Here is a 17,746-nt window from a genome sequence, read left to right as displayed (position 1 = left end):
TTCCGGAATCTGCGATCAAATGCGGCCGGAATTGGTGATCATTTCGCTCCGGAATACACATTTCACTCGTAACATTAGTAAGTCTGTCTATGGGATGGAATATATCAAGGATACTATCTATTTCTGAGACACCGCATACATCTTCAAAACAACTATTCATAAAATATATGTATTTTGGATCTTCAAAACAAATACTATACAATTCTTTTCTTATTATATACCGCTGCAGCGTAATTATTTTTCCGTCGATCTCAATAGTAAATCTATGGAATGGAAAAGAATTAAAAGTTAACGAATTTTCGTTTATTGTTAACTTAGACGATCTAATTCCTTGTATCACTAGGTCTTCTATATCGTAAACTTTAGATAACCAGTTTATTAGTTTTGATTTTAACCTTTCAGTGATCCTACTTCTTTTATTAGTGTGTTTGCTTGTATAAAAAATTTCAATGCAATCTTCCTCGAGCATTTCAAATAATCGAGAGGATTCAATAAGAATTCCAGATGGTTTTGTTTTTAATAGTACTTTTTTTAGGTCGACTGGTTTTGCAAATACTTTTAGAAATTCATGAGTGTTACTCCTTTTCATGGATTTGATTTGCTCATTTATCCAAAATACAATTTGATCAAGTCCTTTTCTTGGTGAGTATTCTGTAACTCTATTAGAGTTAGTTGTTATTGATTTAAGAGAACCCTTGTCTTTTACTTTGAAATAGTAAGGTACGGAGCGACCTGCTGCATGAGATGAGAATAATCCTACAAGATCATAAGCCTCATAACTTCTAGCTCGTAATGCTTTATTTGAAACTGTTATATTCCTAACTGAAAGTTTTTGAAAGTGAGCTGATTTAGTTATCATTCCAGCTAAATTTAGGTAATCAATGTTAATAAAATATCTTTTTAATGTATCTTTTATTGAGGAGACGCTTTTTTTGAGAATAACTAGGAAATTATTAATTTCAATTAAGATAATGAAAGCATAAATTTGATCTTTGTATTCACTTTCCTCCAGAAAATAAACAGGTTTTTCAGTTAAAAATATTTTTGCAGAGTAGGTATAAGTTATCCCAGCTGTTTGCTTATTTATTCTAAACTCATCGACTATGTAATTTGTATTTTCCTTTTTATTTTCAGTTGCAACATCCAAAATTTCTTTAATAGTTGTGTTATTGAAGATATTTACATCTTTGGGTTTATAAAATTGAGCACTTTGCGTAAGTTTAACGAAATCGTCATCCATAATCTGAACTCATATTTTTATATAATTAGTTTATTGGGTGTAATAAAAATGGATTATGCAGCTTTCTCCAAATTTATCCTTATTCAATGATGTGTAAGTTAAATATAGAAGGATAACGTTGAAATACACAAGTAGAAATTAACAAAAGTTAATCCCAAGTCCATGGTTTCTTTTCCGATACAATGGAATTTACTAGTAGGGGTGGATAGCATGTACTAGACGAAATTGTAATACAGGCTTGCTCTTGTTATTTATTCTCTGAATTGCGGTGTTAGTAGTACATGTGTGTTGGTTAATTTATTGACAAATGGTTGCCATTTGAATAGTATGTTTAATTATTTGAGATTCCGCATCACCTTGAGTCATTAACAGCGTACTTTTGTATTTGATGCAATTATAATATGAGATTTTTATGTTCCAATTCAGAAACCTTTTGTTTTTTCTATTATATGCGGTTATTCAATCTACTTGTTCCGCTTCTAGTTCATATTCTGCTACTAGTTCTGGTCCGTTTTATGTGGCCGGTGGGGTGGTTGGACCTGGTCAGAAATTCGAATTATTTATTGATGCTAAAAATGTTAGAATTAATAATAACTTAGCCGTTTTCAATCTTACCTGTCATATAGAAAATCAATCTTATTGGAAAACTTATCCTGTTGTACTTAAAATGACATACAATCTTTATGGTTCTACTCCTGTACTAATAGCATTAAATGGACATGGTATTTTTGAAAATCAAGGTAAATTTGATCAATTAGATAATTTATATGAAGTAAAACATTTTAATATCTATAAAGATAATACCTATTCATCAAAAATTTGGTTTGAGAATATGGATGATACTGATTCAGTGACCATTCAATACTGTACAGTAGAGTACGCTACTTAACCTATAATTATTTGAATAACTCTATCCCGCTTAATAGATCTGAAGGATATTTTATATTTAATGTTGGTGAGGCAGGCAAACACGTTATAGTGGAGTTTTAGTTAAACTACTAGTTGTATTTTCTGAATTGTTTACAGCAAATTCAAGAGTGGGAGATTCGCGACCAAGTAGGTGGAGCCTTGACCCAATTATTGACTTAAATTAATATGCGTAGGGTGAATTGTATTCACCCTGGGCATGTTGTGGCATTTTAAATTGATTATTTGTGCAATGTTTCAATCTTTTTATTAATCCAATGCCAAGTTTTTATATCTGCTTCTTCGTTAATAATTTTGACTCTGAGTCCTTCTCCTGCGTGGAAAGATAGGTGTTGGGCCTCAGTGTACAATTGTTTAGCTTCAAATAATTGGCTGGTTTTTTCCTTTTCTTTTGCCAATGCAATTATTGTATTCAGTCGGTTTTGAATATTTTCTATTTCTTTTTTTGTCTTTATATCGGATGGGTCAAATGCTCTCATGTAAACTCCTTTTACAGAATAGAATTTATAAATCTCAATAATGGCATTATTTTCACATTATGCGCATTACAAGTGAAATTAGAATTTTAATTATCATAGTAGCATAATATTTATCTTATTCTCTATAGTTATTGACAATTAGGTATTGTGGAGCAGATTTGAGTAGCTAGTTTATCGGCTTTAAGTAAGCCTTTACGTGAAGCAAGATACTCTTTTAAAACCTCATTAACTTTTATTTCAGCATCATATCCCAAAGCTTTTGATACCTTAAACCAAGCATAAGCTTTAGTTATGTTCGCAATGTTATTATTTTTCTTTCCTAGTTCTTTTTGAGTATAAATTACTCCTATATTGTAGGCAGCATATTTGCGGACTCCTGTTAGATCTACTTCTGCTTTTGCCGCTTTTTTAAAATAGAGAAGAGCCTCTTCCTCATTTTGAAGAACACCAATACCTTCAAGATACATTTTGCCAAGAGAAAAACTAAATGAGTCGTGTAAGTTATCATTTGCCTGAGTAAGTAAGTAAAATGCATCAGAATATTCTTTTTTTTCTAAAAGCCAATCACCAAGTCTTCCTGAGCACCAAAAATTGTTTTTCAAAGAACATTTGAGCAACTCACTAACAAATTCTTTGTCATTTATTTTTTTATTGTAATGCCGAAGTAATAGATTATTTGCTATGGACAGCATTGAGGATTGTTTGGATGTGAACCAAGCAGTATCAGGTTTATAAACTTTTATATCTGCAGAGATTACAACATTGGAAACACAAAGAATGCTCAATAATAGTAATTTTTTCATTTAAAACCCCGTTTATTGCTGGCTAAATAGCTTTCTGTTACACAAAGAAAATAGCCTCATTTAAAAATGAGTTACAGCACCGAGTTTTTATTGTTGGTTTTAAGTAAAAGGAAATACTTATCGGGTGATAACTATAGGTTAGTGGTTATATATTAGTCACTTGGGTCGAATACTAAGAAATATCACATATTCTGTCAAGTAAATGAAGCTTATTTTGGTTTATGGCAGTATTAATCATAATGATAATTAAAACCTTGTTAATGTTAGTTAACAATTTGGAGGTAATCGTCTCATTACCAGATGTATTCTTCATAAATTTCAATGTAAACCATTACAAAAAAATTGGGGCAATTGGGACAGTGGGGACACCCTTATAAACATTTGATTTTAAGTGTCCCAATATAAAATATTCACTTGGGACAAATGGGACAAAACTTACCAGCAAAATTTTTTTAATAACAAACAATATCATTTAATAACAATCAGATCACCAGGCTTTAAAAGGCTTGACGGCCTTTTAAATTCCAAGCAATACTTATCGCGAGCAGTAAACTTTTGCGGATCCATGGTTCTGTAAAAGTAACGGAAAATGAAATATCACGACTATTATCCGGCCGGACAGTCAACTGATATTCATCGAGCAGGACGCATACCGTCGGCATTAAGCTGAATGAATAATCATTTGATGAGGTTCCATATGAATAAAAAACTATCTCGTTTACAACTATTAAACGAATTTGAATCTGCACCAACTTCTGCGTTGTTTAATCAACACACTTTGGCGGCTGTTTTAGATTGCTCCACCCAACTTTTGGAACGGAATCGTTGGGAAGGGAAGGGCGTTCCCTATCTTAAAATTGGCCGTAAAGTTTTGTATCGAAAAAGTGATGTGTTGTCTTTTCTCCAACAACAGAAAATCTATCGCTCTACTGGTGACAGAGGTGAACTGCTTTCACTGGTCAACGAATAAATCCCATAGAAGAAATAGATTGTTCACGGATGGATAGGGTTTCTATCTTCCTTGGACGTTATCGGAGAAACAGTGATGTTGCAAAATCAAATTATTACGTTAAAAAACAAAAACGGTCATAGTCCAATAATTTGTGAATACGCAGGCGGTCATTTTAAATTGAATGAGCAGGGCGTATCTTTCCTTGGAAAAGATAAAGACGGCAATCCAATGGCGCCAAAGTGGATTTGTTCTCCTTTGTATGTGGTGGCTAAAACACGTGATGCTAAAAGTGGCGAGTGGGGTCGATTACTCGAATGGCAGGATGATGATGGAATTATTCATCAATGGGCCATGCCTTTAGCTTTATTACAAGGAGATGCCTCCGAAGTTAGACGGGAATTGGCTAGCCTTGGTTTAACCATTTCACCTCATAGAATTTCTCGAGATTTACTGGCTACTTATTTACAAGTCTTTCCAGTTGAAGATCGGGCACGATGTGTCGAAAAACTGGGTTGGCATGAAAGCCTCTTTGTCACTCCTTCACAAACCTTTGGACACTCCTCCGAGAAAATTGTTTTTCAAAATAGCCAAGCAATTGAATCTGCTATGTCTGTATCTGGAACTGTGGATGATTGGAGAGACTCAATCGGTCGTCTTGCTTCTGGCAATTCGCGGTTAGTTTTTGCTATCTCAGCTGCTTTTGCTCCTGCTTTAGCAAAGATTGCTGGAGAGGATTCAGGCGGATTTCATTTCAGAGGAGCTTCTTCAAGTGGTAAAAGTACCGCTTTAAAAGTAGCGGCTTCGGTTTGGGGTAATCCCCAAGCTTATTGCCGATTATGGCGCAGTACTACTAATGGACTCGAAGGACTGGCTGCTCTGCATAACGATGGCTTATTAATTCTGGATGAGTTAAGTCAGATGGATCCAAAAGAAGCAGGGGAGGCGGCTTACTTGCTAGCCAATGGTCAAGGTAAAACCCGAGCCTCACGTCATGGAACGGTCAAACCATCTTCTCGATGGTCATTGTACTTTCTCTCTGCTGGAGAAGAATCTTTAATGTCTTTGATGGCCAGAGTAGGGCAAAAAACCAATGCGGGTCAAGAGATACAGTTGGCAGATATTGAAGCTGATGCTGGATTGCATAAGGGGATTTTTGAAAAAATCCATAATCAGCTCAGTCCTGCTAGCATGGCTTTATCCTTAAAGGAATATTCCAGCAAGTATTATGGTGTTGTCGGCATGGCATGGCTGCAAAAGGTGGTGGCAAATCAATCAAGTATTGCAACTGGTATTGCTGATGCGATGCAAGAGTTTGTTAATAGTGCTGTATTACCGGATTCAACTGGACAAATTATCCGCGTAGCCCGGCGATTTGCCTTGGTTGCAGTAGCTGGCGAATTAGCTAGTCAGTACGGATTGACCGGCTGGCAAGAAGGCGAGTCTACCTATGCAGCTTATAAATGTTACAGAGCATGGCTGGAGCATTTTGGCATAGAGGGTAACAAGGAGGATAGAGCGATATTAGCTCAAGTCAGAGCCTTTTTTGAATCTCATGGTGCCAGTCGGTTTGATAATATCAGAACGCCAAACAATGAGAGGATTCAAAATCGTGCTGGATTTTACCTTACCGATGATGCAGGTTTTCGCGTGTATATGGTATTAACGGAAGTCTTTAAAAAAGAGCTATGCATGGGGTTTGAGCCTAGAATGGTAGTGCGTGTATTAATGAATGAAGGCTGGTTAAAGCCAGCAGCAGATGGATTGCCCTCTCATAAACCAAGAATTAAGGGAGTTGGAACACCCCGATTATACGTATTTACGGATAAAATCTGGGGTGGAGAATAACTTATCTCGATAAACCAGAATTATTTGTCCCATTATTTTGAAATGTTGGGACATCTTGGGACGGCTATAAGTCAGTATCTACAAGCCGTCCCTCATGTCCCAATTGTCCCAGATAAATTTTTATTCTTTAAGATATAACCAAAGTGTATTCCGAGATTTTATTCCCATCTCATCACGTATCAGCAAACAAGTCTTGTAATTTTCATATTCAGGTAGCAGGCAAGAATACATTTGTTTGGCATACAAATATCGCCAGCTTTTGGTACTGGATAAACGGTGCTTTGCCAATGCACTACGCCAGATAATGCGGATTTCCTCATAAGATTTTAATTGGAGCAAATTACCATCTTGTTGAGTGAGCCAGTTAAAAAGATTGAGTACCGCTTTCTGGTTTTCAGTTCGTACAGGTATGGTACGGTCAGTGGAATTAAAAGCAATATCTCTGGTTATCCAAAGAGACCCTTCGCTGACTTGAATATGTGGCTTAATCAGAATCGCTTCTTTGAAAGTGAGTCCAAACTCAGTTTGTAATCCCATGATTACTCTGGCTATAGGATCGTGAAGTGACTTCCAAATATCGGGAGGGATTATTTTCTTCCTCTTTTTTCTTGCTTTAGGTCTTGAGAGTTCAAGAGATTGGTTATCAATATTAGCAATAGGACAATTGTTCATCTGCAAAAAACGACGAATGATGGTCATGTATCGCATGATAGTGACTGGATTAATGTCCTGTTTTTTCCAGTAACGCACCAGCTTGTGAATCTGCTCAGATTGCAAAGCCTGCCATGAAGGAGGCATTTGCCGAATAACAAACAAGTCATCAATCATCTTATGGATGACATAGGCACGGTGTTTCCGATACAGGTATTTACCTTGCCTATCCTGTTTGATTTGTCGATTAGCGAATTGTCTTAAGGATTGTGTATGCATCTTCCTATCCGCAAAAATTGTTAAAAAAAATAAATTGCCCTGTGTATTGTTTAGTGTTGGTCGAGCGGTTTCACTCTCTGTTGAAACCCGGAAAAAGCCGTAAAGCTCGAAGAAGGGGGCAAATCAATCGTTATAAGGCAAACGATCTCGCCGATACTGCTGTAGTTTTTCTGGTGGGTTTTCTCCTCAATAAATAAAGTAAACGAAAGTGATAAAGCAGAGCTTTATCTCTAATCCATGGTCAAATGAAATGACTTAGAGTTCCGAAGAACTCCCTTTACCGAACGGTAAAGGTTCCTGAAGGGTTTCCCGACTATACGTCCAGCCACAAAGTTAGGGAATGAGAGTGGCTTAGCATAAGACGCCTAAGCGTTTCATCAGATTTTCACCGATTCATCAGTCATGCTTCATCTAAAAAATAGCAAAGTGTAGATCTGGGGGCAATACAGTTTTAAGGAATATTTTGTCCTATCTTATCTGATGCGTCAGGACAAATGGTCTTTTAAGGCTTAATGTTGGAGGGGTAGTTAAGTCGAATATGTCTGCGTCACTGCTGGAAAATTGCAGTGACGCAGGTACAAGAGTTGGCTGCTATACTTAATCATATTTTTATGAATGAAATGAAATATAAGGATTTACATGTATGCATTTAGAAAAAATTTGTGTATCAAATTTTAGATGTTTTCCTGAAAGCGAAACATCAATTTTCATGGAACAAGATCTTACCTGCTTTGTGGGCAATAATGGCTCTGGTAAAACTACTATGATTTTAGCTCTCAAAAGACTATTTGGAGCAAATAGGCAAGATCGAGTTATTACGAGAGAAGATTTTTATCTTGCTATGAATGAAACTTATAAAGATATTGTTGGACGTGAATTATATATAGAGGTTGTCTTTATATTCCCAGAACTTAATGACGATATACAAAACGCTAGAGAAACATGCCCAGCATTTAGTTCGGTGATTTTTGCGGATGAAAATGATAAAAAATTAAAGGCAAGGATGCGATTAGAAGCTGTATGGTCTGAACAAGAATACGAAGATGAAGTACAATCACGACTATACTGGATCACCACTTCAGAAAAGATAGAGTTTGGGGACGAAACTGATTTAAAATATCCTGTTTCTCCCCTGGATAGAAAACATATTAAATTAAGATACATTCCTGCATTTAGAGATTCAACGGCCATACTTAGGGACGAAGTTAAGTTACTTGCAAAGCTTCTTGCAGACTACAGTGATATAAATCATACAATTCAAGAAACAATTAGAAAAACCAGTGAAAAATTAAGCTCGGAAGTTCAAGGACTGGATGCTATAAAAACAACAACAGGAATCCTTAAATCGATTTGGCAAGAAGTTCATGATAACACCCTTAAGCATTACCAAGAGCCAAAAATCGAAGCGACACCAACTGAAGTAGATGAGCTTTTACGATCAATATCAATAAAACTTGCTCCAACTGAAAATGGCGAAAGTTGTGATCTGAAAGGGTTAAGTGACGGTCAAGTATCCCTTCTTTATGTTACTCTTTCTATTGCATTATATGAACTTGAACAAAAGCATTATGCTAGGGAAATAAAAGGCTTTAAAGAACTTGATAAAGATATTGCAGTATTTACTATATTCGCCTTTGAGGAGCCGGAAAACCATTTATCTCCATATTACTTGGGCAAAGTCATAAAGCTTTTACATCTAAAAACTCAAACAGCAAAGGCTATTGGCATCATCACCTCTCATTCATCAAGTGTTGTACGGAGAATGAATAGAGTTGAGCAAATTAGGTATTTTCGGCAAGAAATAAATACTGATATACGCTATTCAGTAGTTAAAAAAATTCTCCTTCCTCCTACAAGATCAGACGATGATTATAAGTATATTAATCAGGCCGTTACTGCTCACCCAGAATTATATTTTTCTAAACTTGTAATACTTGGAGAAGGTGATTCTGAGGAAATTGTCATTCCACAACTAGCCAATAAGCTAGGTTTAGATTTAGATCCCTCTTTTGTTGCTTTTGTAAAACTTGGTGGGCGTCATGTGATTCACATGTGGCGGCTTCTAAATGATTTAGCAATACCATATGTTACTTTGCTTGATCTTGACTTGGGCAGACAAACTGGTGGGCCCATAAGAATTAAAAATATAATTGATGAGTTAGAAAAGCAAGATAAATATATAGAGCTACCTAAAGGCATGGATAAAAAGGATTTAAGTGCAACTTCGATAAAGCGAGATCAATTGAATGAATTACTTAGTCAACTAGAGAAATGTAATATCTTTTTTTCTGCCCCATTAGATCTCGATATGGTAATGATTCAATCATTTCCAAGCTATTATTGTGCAAATGCAAGGGTCTCCACGCGAAAGATTCTCGAAAAAGCTGTTTTAGGCGATGCTTGTATACCTGATGCATATAGTGAATCTGGTTTTTCTCTTTCAGACGATGATTTAAAAAAATATAGATATTTATTCTGTACAAAAAGTAAGGTGGCATCACACTATCAAGCAATGGCAGAAATTAGGGAACTCCCAGTGAGTGAGCTTGATGAGCATTGTCCAGATTCAATAAGACAATTAATTAAGTTATGTTCAAAATTAGTAACAAGAGTGCTAGATAATGAGTAAATATCTATCTCTCGAACAATGGAAACCGAGCAAAGAATTTTTAACATCGAATGTCTTAGAAAGAATTATCAGAGAAAATCAAAATAATTTAGCAATTCTTGCGGGTCCGGGTGCAGGGAAAACGGAAATTTTGGCTCAACGAGCTAGTTTTTTACTTCAAACGGCGACCTGCAGATGGCCTCAAAAAATCTTGGCATTAAGCTTCAAAAATGACGCAGCGGCTAATATTCAAAAACGAGTAGTTCTGCGATGTGGACAAGAGCTGTCTCGCAGGTTTGATTCCTCCACATTTGATTCTTTTTTTATTTCTCTTGTTCGAAGATTTATAACCCTGTTACCTGATTGGATTAACATACATGCAGATTTTGATGTTTATAGTTTCGATAGTAATTGGTGGAATGAGTATGAGCAGTTTGTTCTTAACGGGAGCCCTTGTTTGTATAGGAGTACGTATAGTCAATCGGATCGCCATTCACCTTCAGATCTAAGTCAAAAACCAGAAGATGAAATAGTAAAAATTTGGGATTATTGTTCGACTAAAAGTGTTGTTGATTACGCTATGTGTCGATCTATGGCTTACACCATTATCAAAAATCATAGCCAAGTAAGAAACTTAATTTTATCAACATATCAATATCTTTTTCTTGATGAGTTTCAGGATATAACAGACTTCCAATACAATTTTATAAAGACTGTTTTTGATAATAGTAACGTTGTTATTACAGCTGTTGGTGATACTAATCAAATGATAATGGGCTGGGCTGGCGCCAATCCTCTCAATTTTAAAAAACTACAAAGTGATTTTGATTCCGAAATTATTCCTTTAGCGATTAATCATCGTTCTAATTCAAAGATTATCAATCTAATAAATTTTATTATTCATGATTTAACTCCTCAAGGGGAGGTGGCTGTAGTGTATGAGGGTACTCGAAAAGATCCTCCACCCTCAAGGTGTTTAGGAGCAAGATCGTTTAATTGTATTAATGATGAAGGCGAGTATATTGCTCATTATATAAAACAACTTATGCAACAAAATCCGGGATTAAAACCTTGTGATTTTATCCTTGTTTTAAGACAAAAAGCACAGGAATATTTTGTCCAAGTAAATGACATTTTTACGATGAATGGACTTCATCTCCGAAATGAAGATATGGAGGTGATAAAAAATGGAATAAAAATCCAGGAGTTGATGGAAGAACCCTTATCTAGTTTTTTAATTTTATTAATAAGAAAAAGAATAGGCGCTATAAACTATGAGCAAGAAAAAGAGCTGGAAAGACTGATTGCCTCCGTCGTTGGCTATCATATGGATCAAGACAGAGAGTATAAAAGACTCAATAAACATTTGTCCGATCTAATATCTATTATAAATTTTTCTACCCCTCTAAAAACTATTGTTTCCAGAGTGATAGAAAACATCGGGCTAACAAAACTTAAAAATGTGTTTCCGCAATATAGATCCAAATATTTAAAAAAAACAGAGAATTCATTTTGTGCATTCTTTCAAGAAGCACTAGATCGAAATTTACAAGACATAAGATTAGCGATTGAAAGTTATGAGGGACATAACCAAATTAAACTGATGACTATTCATAAAAGTAAGAGCTTGGAATTTGATACTGTTTTTTTTGTAGATTTTCATACTAGCTCTTGGTGGGGATTAGAAAATGCTGTTAAGGATAATAATGCAAAAAAGCAGCGAGAAGAGAAAAATGCTTTTTTTGTTGGTCTGTCTCGCGCTAAAGAGCGGCTTTTTTTTACTAGAGGCCAAGGAGACTGGCCACAAACCATCCTAAACCTATTAATAGAATCAAAATTACTAATAAAACTTCCAGACATTAATAAGTAAGAGATAGAATGAAAAATTGCAATTGTAGTCGTATTTTACTATAATTATATTAAATAAAATTACAAATATATTTATTTTGACTACAAAAACTGTCCAGGCTCGGGTTGATAGCAACCTGAAAGATGCTGGGGAAGGGATCTTAAAAATGTTAGGTATAACTCCTTCTCAAGCTATTAATGCCCTCTATGCACAAATCGTTTTGTGCAGAGGTTTGCCTTTTGAATTGAAACTGCCAAACAAACTATCTCGTGATGCCATTGAAGAGTTAGAGAAAGGTCGTGGTAAATCTTTTTCATCTTTTAAATCAATGATTGATGATGCGGATGCTTGAGATAGTTCGATCAACCCAATTTAAAAAAGATCCCAAGTGATGACCAACTCAAAATATTAAAAGTGGCTCGCACAGGTTCACATTCAGATTTATTCAATATTTAAATTGTATATTGGAGTTATTGAAAAGACATTCAGCTGTCAAGGTTTACTTGACTAGTGGATGTCGGTTTTATTACTAGTGAGTTTTTGGCAATTTGCAATTTTCCCGAAAAATGAATTTTAAGCGCAATATCCATCTATTTGAATGTTTCCTTAATTAGAACAAATAATTTTTTTATTATGCTGAGTATTCATTATACTATGAATATCATCTGGTGATATCTTATGTTTTTAATAAAGGGTAAAAACCAGATGGCTTATTTGTATTAAATAATACGGGAAAAAAATGAAAACATTGCAAATTGGTATTATGCCACGGGATAAATTTCAGAGTCGTACTAATGAAATTGCTTCTGGGCGTTATAAACCTAAGAAAAATGAGCCTAAGATTTGGTTTGGCTCAATCAAATCACTATGTGAAGTATTAAATGAAAATAACATGAGGTTATTGAAAATAATTGCTGAGCAAAAGCCTGAATCAATTAAAGCGCTTGCTGTCCTAAGTAAGCGTGAGCCGAGTAATTTGAGTCGGACACTAAATACAATGGCTCGTTATGGAATTATTGAAATACAGAAAACTGGGAAAAATTCTAAACCAATTGCTAAGGCTTTAGATTTTAATATTCAATATAGTGCTGCTTATTATATTCTTTAATTTTGAACTATCCGGAAATCCCGGATAGTTCATTTTGAGAATCTAAGCAGTGGGTTCCAAAATGGAACATACTGATGCATAGATTTTTGAATTTGGCAGACACTGTCTATCATTTCTTGTTTTCTCTAATTTGGTACACGGTGTGTTCCAAATTAGATATGATGATATATGGAACGCAGTGCGTTCCGAATCTATGTTATAAATTTACTTATAATTTGGATCTCATTGCGATCCAAATTGGATACGTTTGGCTTCACCATTAGCCTATGATTAATTGATGAACGGCCTCAAATTTGGGAGAAATTTCATTAAACGGAAGGTGCGTATTTATCAGATCGTATATATTAACTTTTCAAAGCATCCAAACTGGTAGTCAATTTTTTCATTAACGAAGTGTTATTTGCTTCTTTAAGTAATTCATCCCAATTATCTGGAGGATGTCCATTTTCCAGCATCTTTCGAAAAATATGATAAGCATCTGCTTTACTCTCATATGCTCTTTTAGAACTGTCATCATTAACCCAAGCATAAATAATTATTTTACTTTCTTGATGGTATCTAAAAAATAATCGATATTGCTGAAAAAATTTAGCTCGAAACCAATGTTTGTGGTTATTTCCTAATGTTGATCCTTGTCGAAATTCTGTAGCTGCAGGATCGTTTGGAATTTTTTCAAAAGCTAATTTAGCGATGGCTGCTAATTTTTTTGTCGAGTTTCGTGTATGAAAATTTGAAGGGTCCTTTTCTTTTGCATTTTCTACCTCATTAGCCAATGCCTCTACTTGTTGCAAAAAAAGAGGATGGCATAAAATAACCCAGCCATTTATTGTTATTATTGAATTATCAACCATTAGCGAGTTACTCGGTTTTCAGTTAATTGTTCATCCTCGGTTAAAGGTTCATCTAAGTTGACTTCAACATTTGCAACTAAAGAGTTGATGCGAGTTACTAAATCCTGATTTATAGTTGTCAGATTTTTTGGGTTATTTTGAATGTCTTTAGCAATGAAATTCAAAAATTCAGCAATTACTGGATCTTCCTCTTCCTCTGCTCGAGTCATAAGAACATGACCGTCAGATTGAACGGTGTATCGAATTTTATCTCTTTTTCCTAGATGCAGGGCTTTTCTAACAGCATCTGGTACAGTTGTTTGATAACGATCTGTGAGGGTGGATTCGGTTTGTAGTAATCTAGCCATGATTATCTCGATAAAAATGTATATATTATATGGTAATGCATATGCATTGCCTTGTCAAGATTCGTACATTTATTAAAATCCATGAGGCTCCTTTTTTATTTGTTCTAATGATAGTATTTCCGCAGATTTTACTATGCCCGTACATTTTAAAATGTAGTCTGTAATAAGCTGCATAGGCTTTCGTAACCGTTCAACATCAACAATAATATACCCAGCAGTCACATCATTACTCATCTTATGATTCATTAAACGCTTCAACGCATAAGCAGGGATATCCAGACTTTCAGCAATAGTGATAAAAGTTCTTCTCAAATCATGAACTGTGAAATGAACGCCGGAATTTTTAATCACATGTGCCATTGTCTTACGTGGTTCAATAATATGACCTGCTGCCCCCGGTCCCGGAAAAACATAGTCGTTTATTGCTTTTTCTTTTCTGGCAATCAGTAGATCATATAGAAAGTCAGAAAGGGGGAGGGTGTGGGATTCATTGTTTTTGGTTTTATTGATAGTGAATGATTTTGCTTTTAAGTCGAGATCAGACCATTTCAAAGTCGCTGCTTCTTGTCGGCGTAGACCTGTTAATAAGATTAACAACAAATAATCTCGTAATGTATCGTTTTGGATTTGTTGTAAACCAGCATACCATGCGGCTAGTTCATGAGACTTTATATAGGTTTTTCGTCTTTCGATGCGATACCAGGCACGTGTTTGCGACAGGCGTTTTACTGGGTTATCGATGAAAAGAGAGTGACCACTGTTGTCTTCATACTGGCCAGCTGCAAAATTGAATAAGGCTCTTAGAATTCTCATGGCTAAATTAGCATAGGCTTGTCCATGTTCGTTGCCCAGCTTTTCGTGGTATTTAGCTATGCGATCTCTGGTGATCGATAACAAAGGTTTACTCTTCCAGCTCGTGAAGGCTTTATCTAATATGTGTTTGTAATTATCTATGGTTCTGGGTTTTAAGTTCTTTCTGGTTTTTAGGTAGTCTTTAAAGACTTGGTTCAAAGTAATATCTCGAACTTCTGTAGCCTTTTTCTCAGCAACCGGATCAATGCCCATGGCGATTTGCCCTAAAAGATGCAGGGCTTTGTTTTTTGCCATTTCAGCGGTCAATTCCGGGTAATGCCCTAAAGTAATGCGACAGCGTTTTTTATTTATGAATTTTTCAACAAAAAATGCTTTTGCTCCTCCAGAAGTCACACGTATGCCGAAACCTTTCAGGTTGTCATCGTAATATCTTTTTTGCGTCGTTTTTCCTACTTCCGTTGCTTGAGGAAGAGGGAGGTTTTCTACGTTTGTTTTGGTTATTTTCATAATTAACTTTTACACTCGTTTTTGAATGTGTCGCAACTGTGTCGCACTTGTGTCGCACAATTATTTAAAATCCATTAATAGAACTTATAACGTAATAATGCTGTAACATCAAGTAAATAAAGGGGTATTAAAAGAGTTTCAAAAAGTGTCTAATTGGCTAAAACCCATAATTCACTAATTCGTAATCAAAAGGTCGAAGTTCGATTCTTCTCAGCGGCATTGCAAAATAAATAAGTTACGTCAATAAAATGCAATTCAACATAAATTATCAATTTAAACGTTCCTTTTGAGTCTTTGCTAGGTTCTTGTTACTCTGGATTTGTGTAATTAATGTACATTTTATTGGCAATGCCTTCTTTTTAATTTTCAACCCAAAGAACATTATTAAAACAATATCCAAGCTCAAACGTTTAGGGGGTAAAGTGCATAGTATAAATAATGTACTTGTTGGTTTGTTATTTTCTTTTTGGGTGTGGATAAAAATAAAAGTTTTTACATGCGTCACATCTATCACTTTTGTTGATTCGGGTCTTGCTTTACACGTTTAGTAGCATACTTATTTAGTACTATACTTAAAACAGATGTATTGCCTGGATGAAAACATGAAAACTGTAGTAGTCTCTATTAAGCGATCTGTTAACTCTAAAGATCAGGTGACGAATGTGGTTGTTACTTTTGATGATAATCCATTTCAATTTCTTGATGAACTTGATAAACCCCAAAATGCAGATGCAGAACAACAACAACTTATATCGCTTGCTCAATCCATTGTTGCAGAAAAAATAAGTGGCAATGAAATAGATTTAACCATCGGTAATCCAACACTGCGAACACATGTTTTAATTTCAGGAAAAAAAAATGGTGCGTTACTTGTAGACTATACTTTTCCTCACGGAGTACACTGTCTTGACACATCATCTACGAAACCAAATCTCGAAACCCTACTTCAAGATAAATTTCCAAAGGCAACGTTGTCAGATAATTATAGCGAGATGGGTGCTGAGCAAACATTGATGCTGCCGCAAATTCCTGAATACATCCTTGATATACTTCGAGACAGGAAAAATAGTGCAGCTGCAGCTAAAGAAAAAAGAAACCTTGCCAAACAAAAAGAAGAGTTTCTTACTAAAGGGCCGCTCAAGTTTCCCGACCCTGTTGCGTTTCCAGCATCTATAAAAACGACAGCAAAAGGAGATATTAACCTGAAAAATGTAGTCGGAAAATTGAGTACACTTTATGGTGAACAAAGTAAATTAAACTCAGTTCATCAGCAAATAGAAGCTATTGAAAAAGAAATTGAGGCATTAGAGAAACAATTAACTGAATTAAAAGAGAGAGAGGCTTCATTGGGTGAAGCCATGGGCAAAGATACGCGAGTAGCATCCTTTGCAAAAAGCAATCTACAAGCATCAAGAACTGAAGTACAACAAACAAAAGTGTTGGTGGAAAAAACAATATCCATTTTCCGTGCAAATTTATCTGAAACAAAAAAATCATTTTCGGAGCATGTAACCAATAACTATTCTCAATATGAATTATATGAAAATACGTTGGAATTCACCAAAAAAGTGATGCTTGCTGCACTTTATAATGCAGCATTAGATAATTACAAACAAATTATCGATGGGACAAAAGGAAATGCAGCAAATCGTGAAAAAAAGATACAAGAATTCAATAGAAACTTTGCGGAAATTGCAAATATTGACGAATATGGCAATGTTAATCCTATCGAAAGCACTTATAAGTATTTCGCAGATAAATCGCTTTTGGACGTAGTAACCTTTACTAATGAAGTAATAAAAAAATGTAATAGGTCTGAGTTATCAGTGATTCAAGCACGGTTGGAGGGGGCTAACAAACATTGTGTAAACCAATATAAGACACGTTTTAATGATCTAATTTATACCGATGCAGCAAAAAAGATGCCGTTTATTATGGAGAAAAGTCTATTGGGTTTTGGATGGCTGCAAAAGATTAACTTAAATATAGAATTAGAGTATAGTCTAAACTCCACTATCCAGTCTGCATTCGCTCCTGAGAAAATAGATAATGCATCGTCTAAAATTCCAAACCAAAAGGACATAGGAGAGCAACAATCTGTTCTCAAAACAGCACAAACTAAATTGGCTGATATAGAGCAAAAAGTCAGAAATTTTAAGCGATATATAGAACTCAAAGATAAGATAGAAGAAAGAAAAATATTAGCCTCAAATCAAAAACAGCAGATTGATGAAGTGAGGCAGTCTTTTAACAAGGTGCGTGATTCTATTGTGGACCAAATTAAAGACCAGCCTCTAGAAGTTCAACAATATGTACTTGAGAATATTAAACCGCAATTCGCAAAATCTGTTCTTAGCCAACTTTCTGAAAATAGTAGAAAGACATTAGCAAAAAACTTACCTTTGTTAGCTACAACTTCCGAAGCATTGCGTATTCCGGAGGACTTGATCACTAATTCCGTTAGTCATTTGATCACCGATTCCGGAG

At 35.2% G+C, this 17,746-nt stretch carries 15 protein-coding genes; 8 read left to right on the top strand and 7 right to left on the bottom strand.

What is annotated here, in order from left to right; translation table 11 throughout:
- The coding region (locus DGG96_RS19605; protein WP_110144170.1) for a hypothetical protein at positions 1-1,240 on the bottom strand (1,240 nt) is incomplete at its 3' end.
- Positions 1,241-1,652: 412 nt separating this feature from the next.
- Between DGG96_RS19605 and DGG96_RS19600 the strand changes: the two genes are divergently transcribed.
- On the top strand, positions 1,653-2,129 hold the full coding sequence (locus DGG96_RS19600) for a hypothetical protein (RefSeq protein WP_110144169.1): 477 nt from the start codon (positions 1,653-1,655) through the stop codon (positions 2,127-2,129).
- A 259-nt stretch (positions 2,130-2,388) separates the two neighbouring features.
- Here DGG96_RS19600 and DGG96_RS19595 read toward each other — a convergent pair whose 3' ends face one another.
- Both DGG96_RS19595 and DGG96_RS19590 read right to left on the bottom strand, forming a co-directional pair.
- Positions 2,389-2,646 (bottom strand): hypothetical protein, encoded by a 258-nt coding sequence (locus DGG96_RS19595; RefSeq protein ID WP_110144168.1) that lies wholly within the window; start codon positions 2,644-2,646, stop codon positions 2,389-2,391.
- A gap of 128 nt (positions 2,647-2,774) precedes the next feature.
- Positions 2,775-3,449 carry a tetratricopeptide repeat protein gene (locus tag DGG96_RS19590; RefSeq protein ID WP_110144167.1) on the bottom strand — a complete coding sequence of 225 codons (675 nt, stop codon included), beginning with the start codon at positions 3,447-3,449 and terminating at the stop codon, positions 2,775-2,777.
- 697 nt (positions 3,450-4,146) lie between these two features.
- Here DGG96_RS19590 and DGG96_RS19585 point away from each other — a divergent pair.
- Both DGG96_RS19585 and DGG96_RS19580 read left to right on the top strand, forming a co-directional pair.
- Positions 4,147-4,419 (top strand): MerR family transcriptional regulator, encoded by a 273-nt coding sequence (locus DGG96_RS19585; RefSeq protein ID WP_058478976.1) that lies wholly within the window; start codon positions 4,147-4,149, stop codon positions 4,417-4,419.
- 75 nt (positions 4,420-4,494) lie between these two features.
- The gene (locus DGG96_RS19580) at positions 4,495-6,246 is read left to right on the top strand and encodes a DUF927 domain-containing protein (protein WP_110144166.1); all 1,752 of its coding nucleotides are present in this window, start codon (positions 4,495-4,497) and stop codon (positions 6,244-6,246) included.
- A 120-nt stretch (positions 6,247-6,366) separates the two neighbouring features.
- Here DGG96_RS19580 and DGG96_RS19575 read toward each other — a convergent pair whose 3' ends face one another.
- Entirely contained in the window at positions 6,367-7,176 is an 810-nt protein-coding gene (locus DGG96_RS19575; protein ID WP_110144165.1) for an integrase, read from the bottom strand.
- Positions 7,177-7,819: 643 nt separating this feature from the next.
- On the opposite strand from DGG96_RS19575, the gene DGG96_RS19565 reads away from it, so the two are divergent.
- The 4 genes from DGG96_RS19565 to DGG96_RS19550 all read left to right on the top strand — a co-directional run bounded on the left by DGG96_RS19565 (position 7,820) and on the right by DGG96_RS19550 (position 12,741).
- Entirely contained in the window at positions 7,820-9,805 is a 1,986-nt protein-coding gene (locus DGG96_RS19565; protein WP_110144163.1) for an AAA family ATPase, read from the top strand.
- A complete protein-coding gene (locus tag DGG96_RS19560) occupies positions 9,798-11,654 on the top strand; it encodes a UvrD-helicase domain-containing protein (protein ID WP_110144162.1) in 1,857 nt (618 codons plus the stop codon). Before DGG96_RS19565 ends, DGG96_RS19560 begins: the two co-directional genes overlap by 8 nt.
- A 76-nt stretch (positions 11,655-11,730) precedes the next feature.
- A complete protein-coding gene (locus DGG96_RS19555; RefSeq protein WP_110144161.1) occupies positions 11,731-11,985 on the top strand; it encodes a type II toxin-antitoxin system RelB/DinJ family antitoxin in 255 nt (84 codons plus the stop codon).
- A 387-nt stretch (positions 11,986-12,372) separates the two neighbouring features.
- Positions 12,373-12,741, top strand: coding sequence for an HVO_A0114 family putative DNA-binding protein (locus tag DGG96_RS19550; protein ID WP_110144160.1), 369 nt, complete (start codon positions 12,373-12,375; stop codon positions 12,739-12,741).
- Between the two features lie 344 nt (positions 12,742-13,085).
- Here DGG96_RS19550 and DGG96_RS19545 read toward each other — a convergent pair whose 3' ends face one another.
- The 3 genes from DGG96_RS19545 to DGG96_RS19535 form a co-directional block, all read right to left on the bottom strand.
- Positions 13,086-13,592, bottom strand: coding sequence for a type II toxin-antitoxin system YhaV family toxin (locus DGG96_RS19545; protein ID WP_110144159.1), 507 nt, complete (start codon positions 13,590-13,592; stop codon positions 13,086-13,088).
- On the bottom strand, positions 13,592-13,939 hold the full coding sequence (locus DGG96_RS19540) for a type II toxin-antitoxin system PrlF family antitoxin (protein WP_061514653.1): 348 nt from the start codon (positions 13,937-13,939) through the stop codon (positions 13,592-13,594). The genes DGG96_RS19545 and DGG96_RS19540 overlap by 1 nt, the downstream gene beginning before the upstream one ends.
- A gap of 72 nt (positions 13,940-14,011) precedes the next feature.
- Entirely contained in the window at positions 14,012-15,259 is a 1,248-nt protein-coding gene (locus DGG96_RS19535; RefSeq protein ID WP_110144158.1) for a tyrosine-type recombinase/integrase, read from the bottom strand.
- Positions 15,260-15,861: 602 nt separating this feature from the next.
- On the opposite strand from DGG96_RS19535, the gene DGG96_RS19530 reads away from it, so the two are divergent.
- Positions 15,862-17,746: hypothetical protein (locus tag DGG96_RS19530; protein WP_133249351.1), on the top strand; the 1,885-nt coding region annotated here is incomplete at its 3' end.

The sequence above is a fragment of the Legionella qingyii genome (assembly GCF_003184185.1).
The sequence above is the reverse complement of the archived record's forward strand: the minus strand, read 5'-3'. Positions and strand labels throughout refer to the sequence as shown.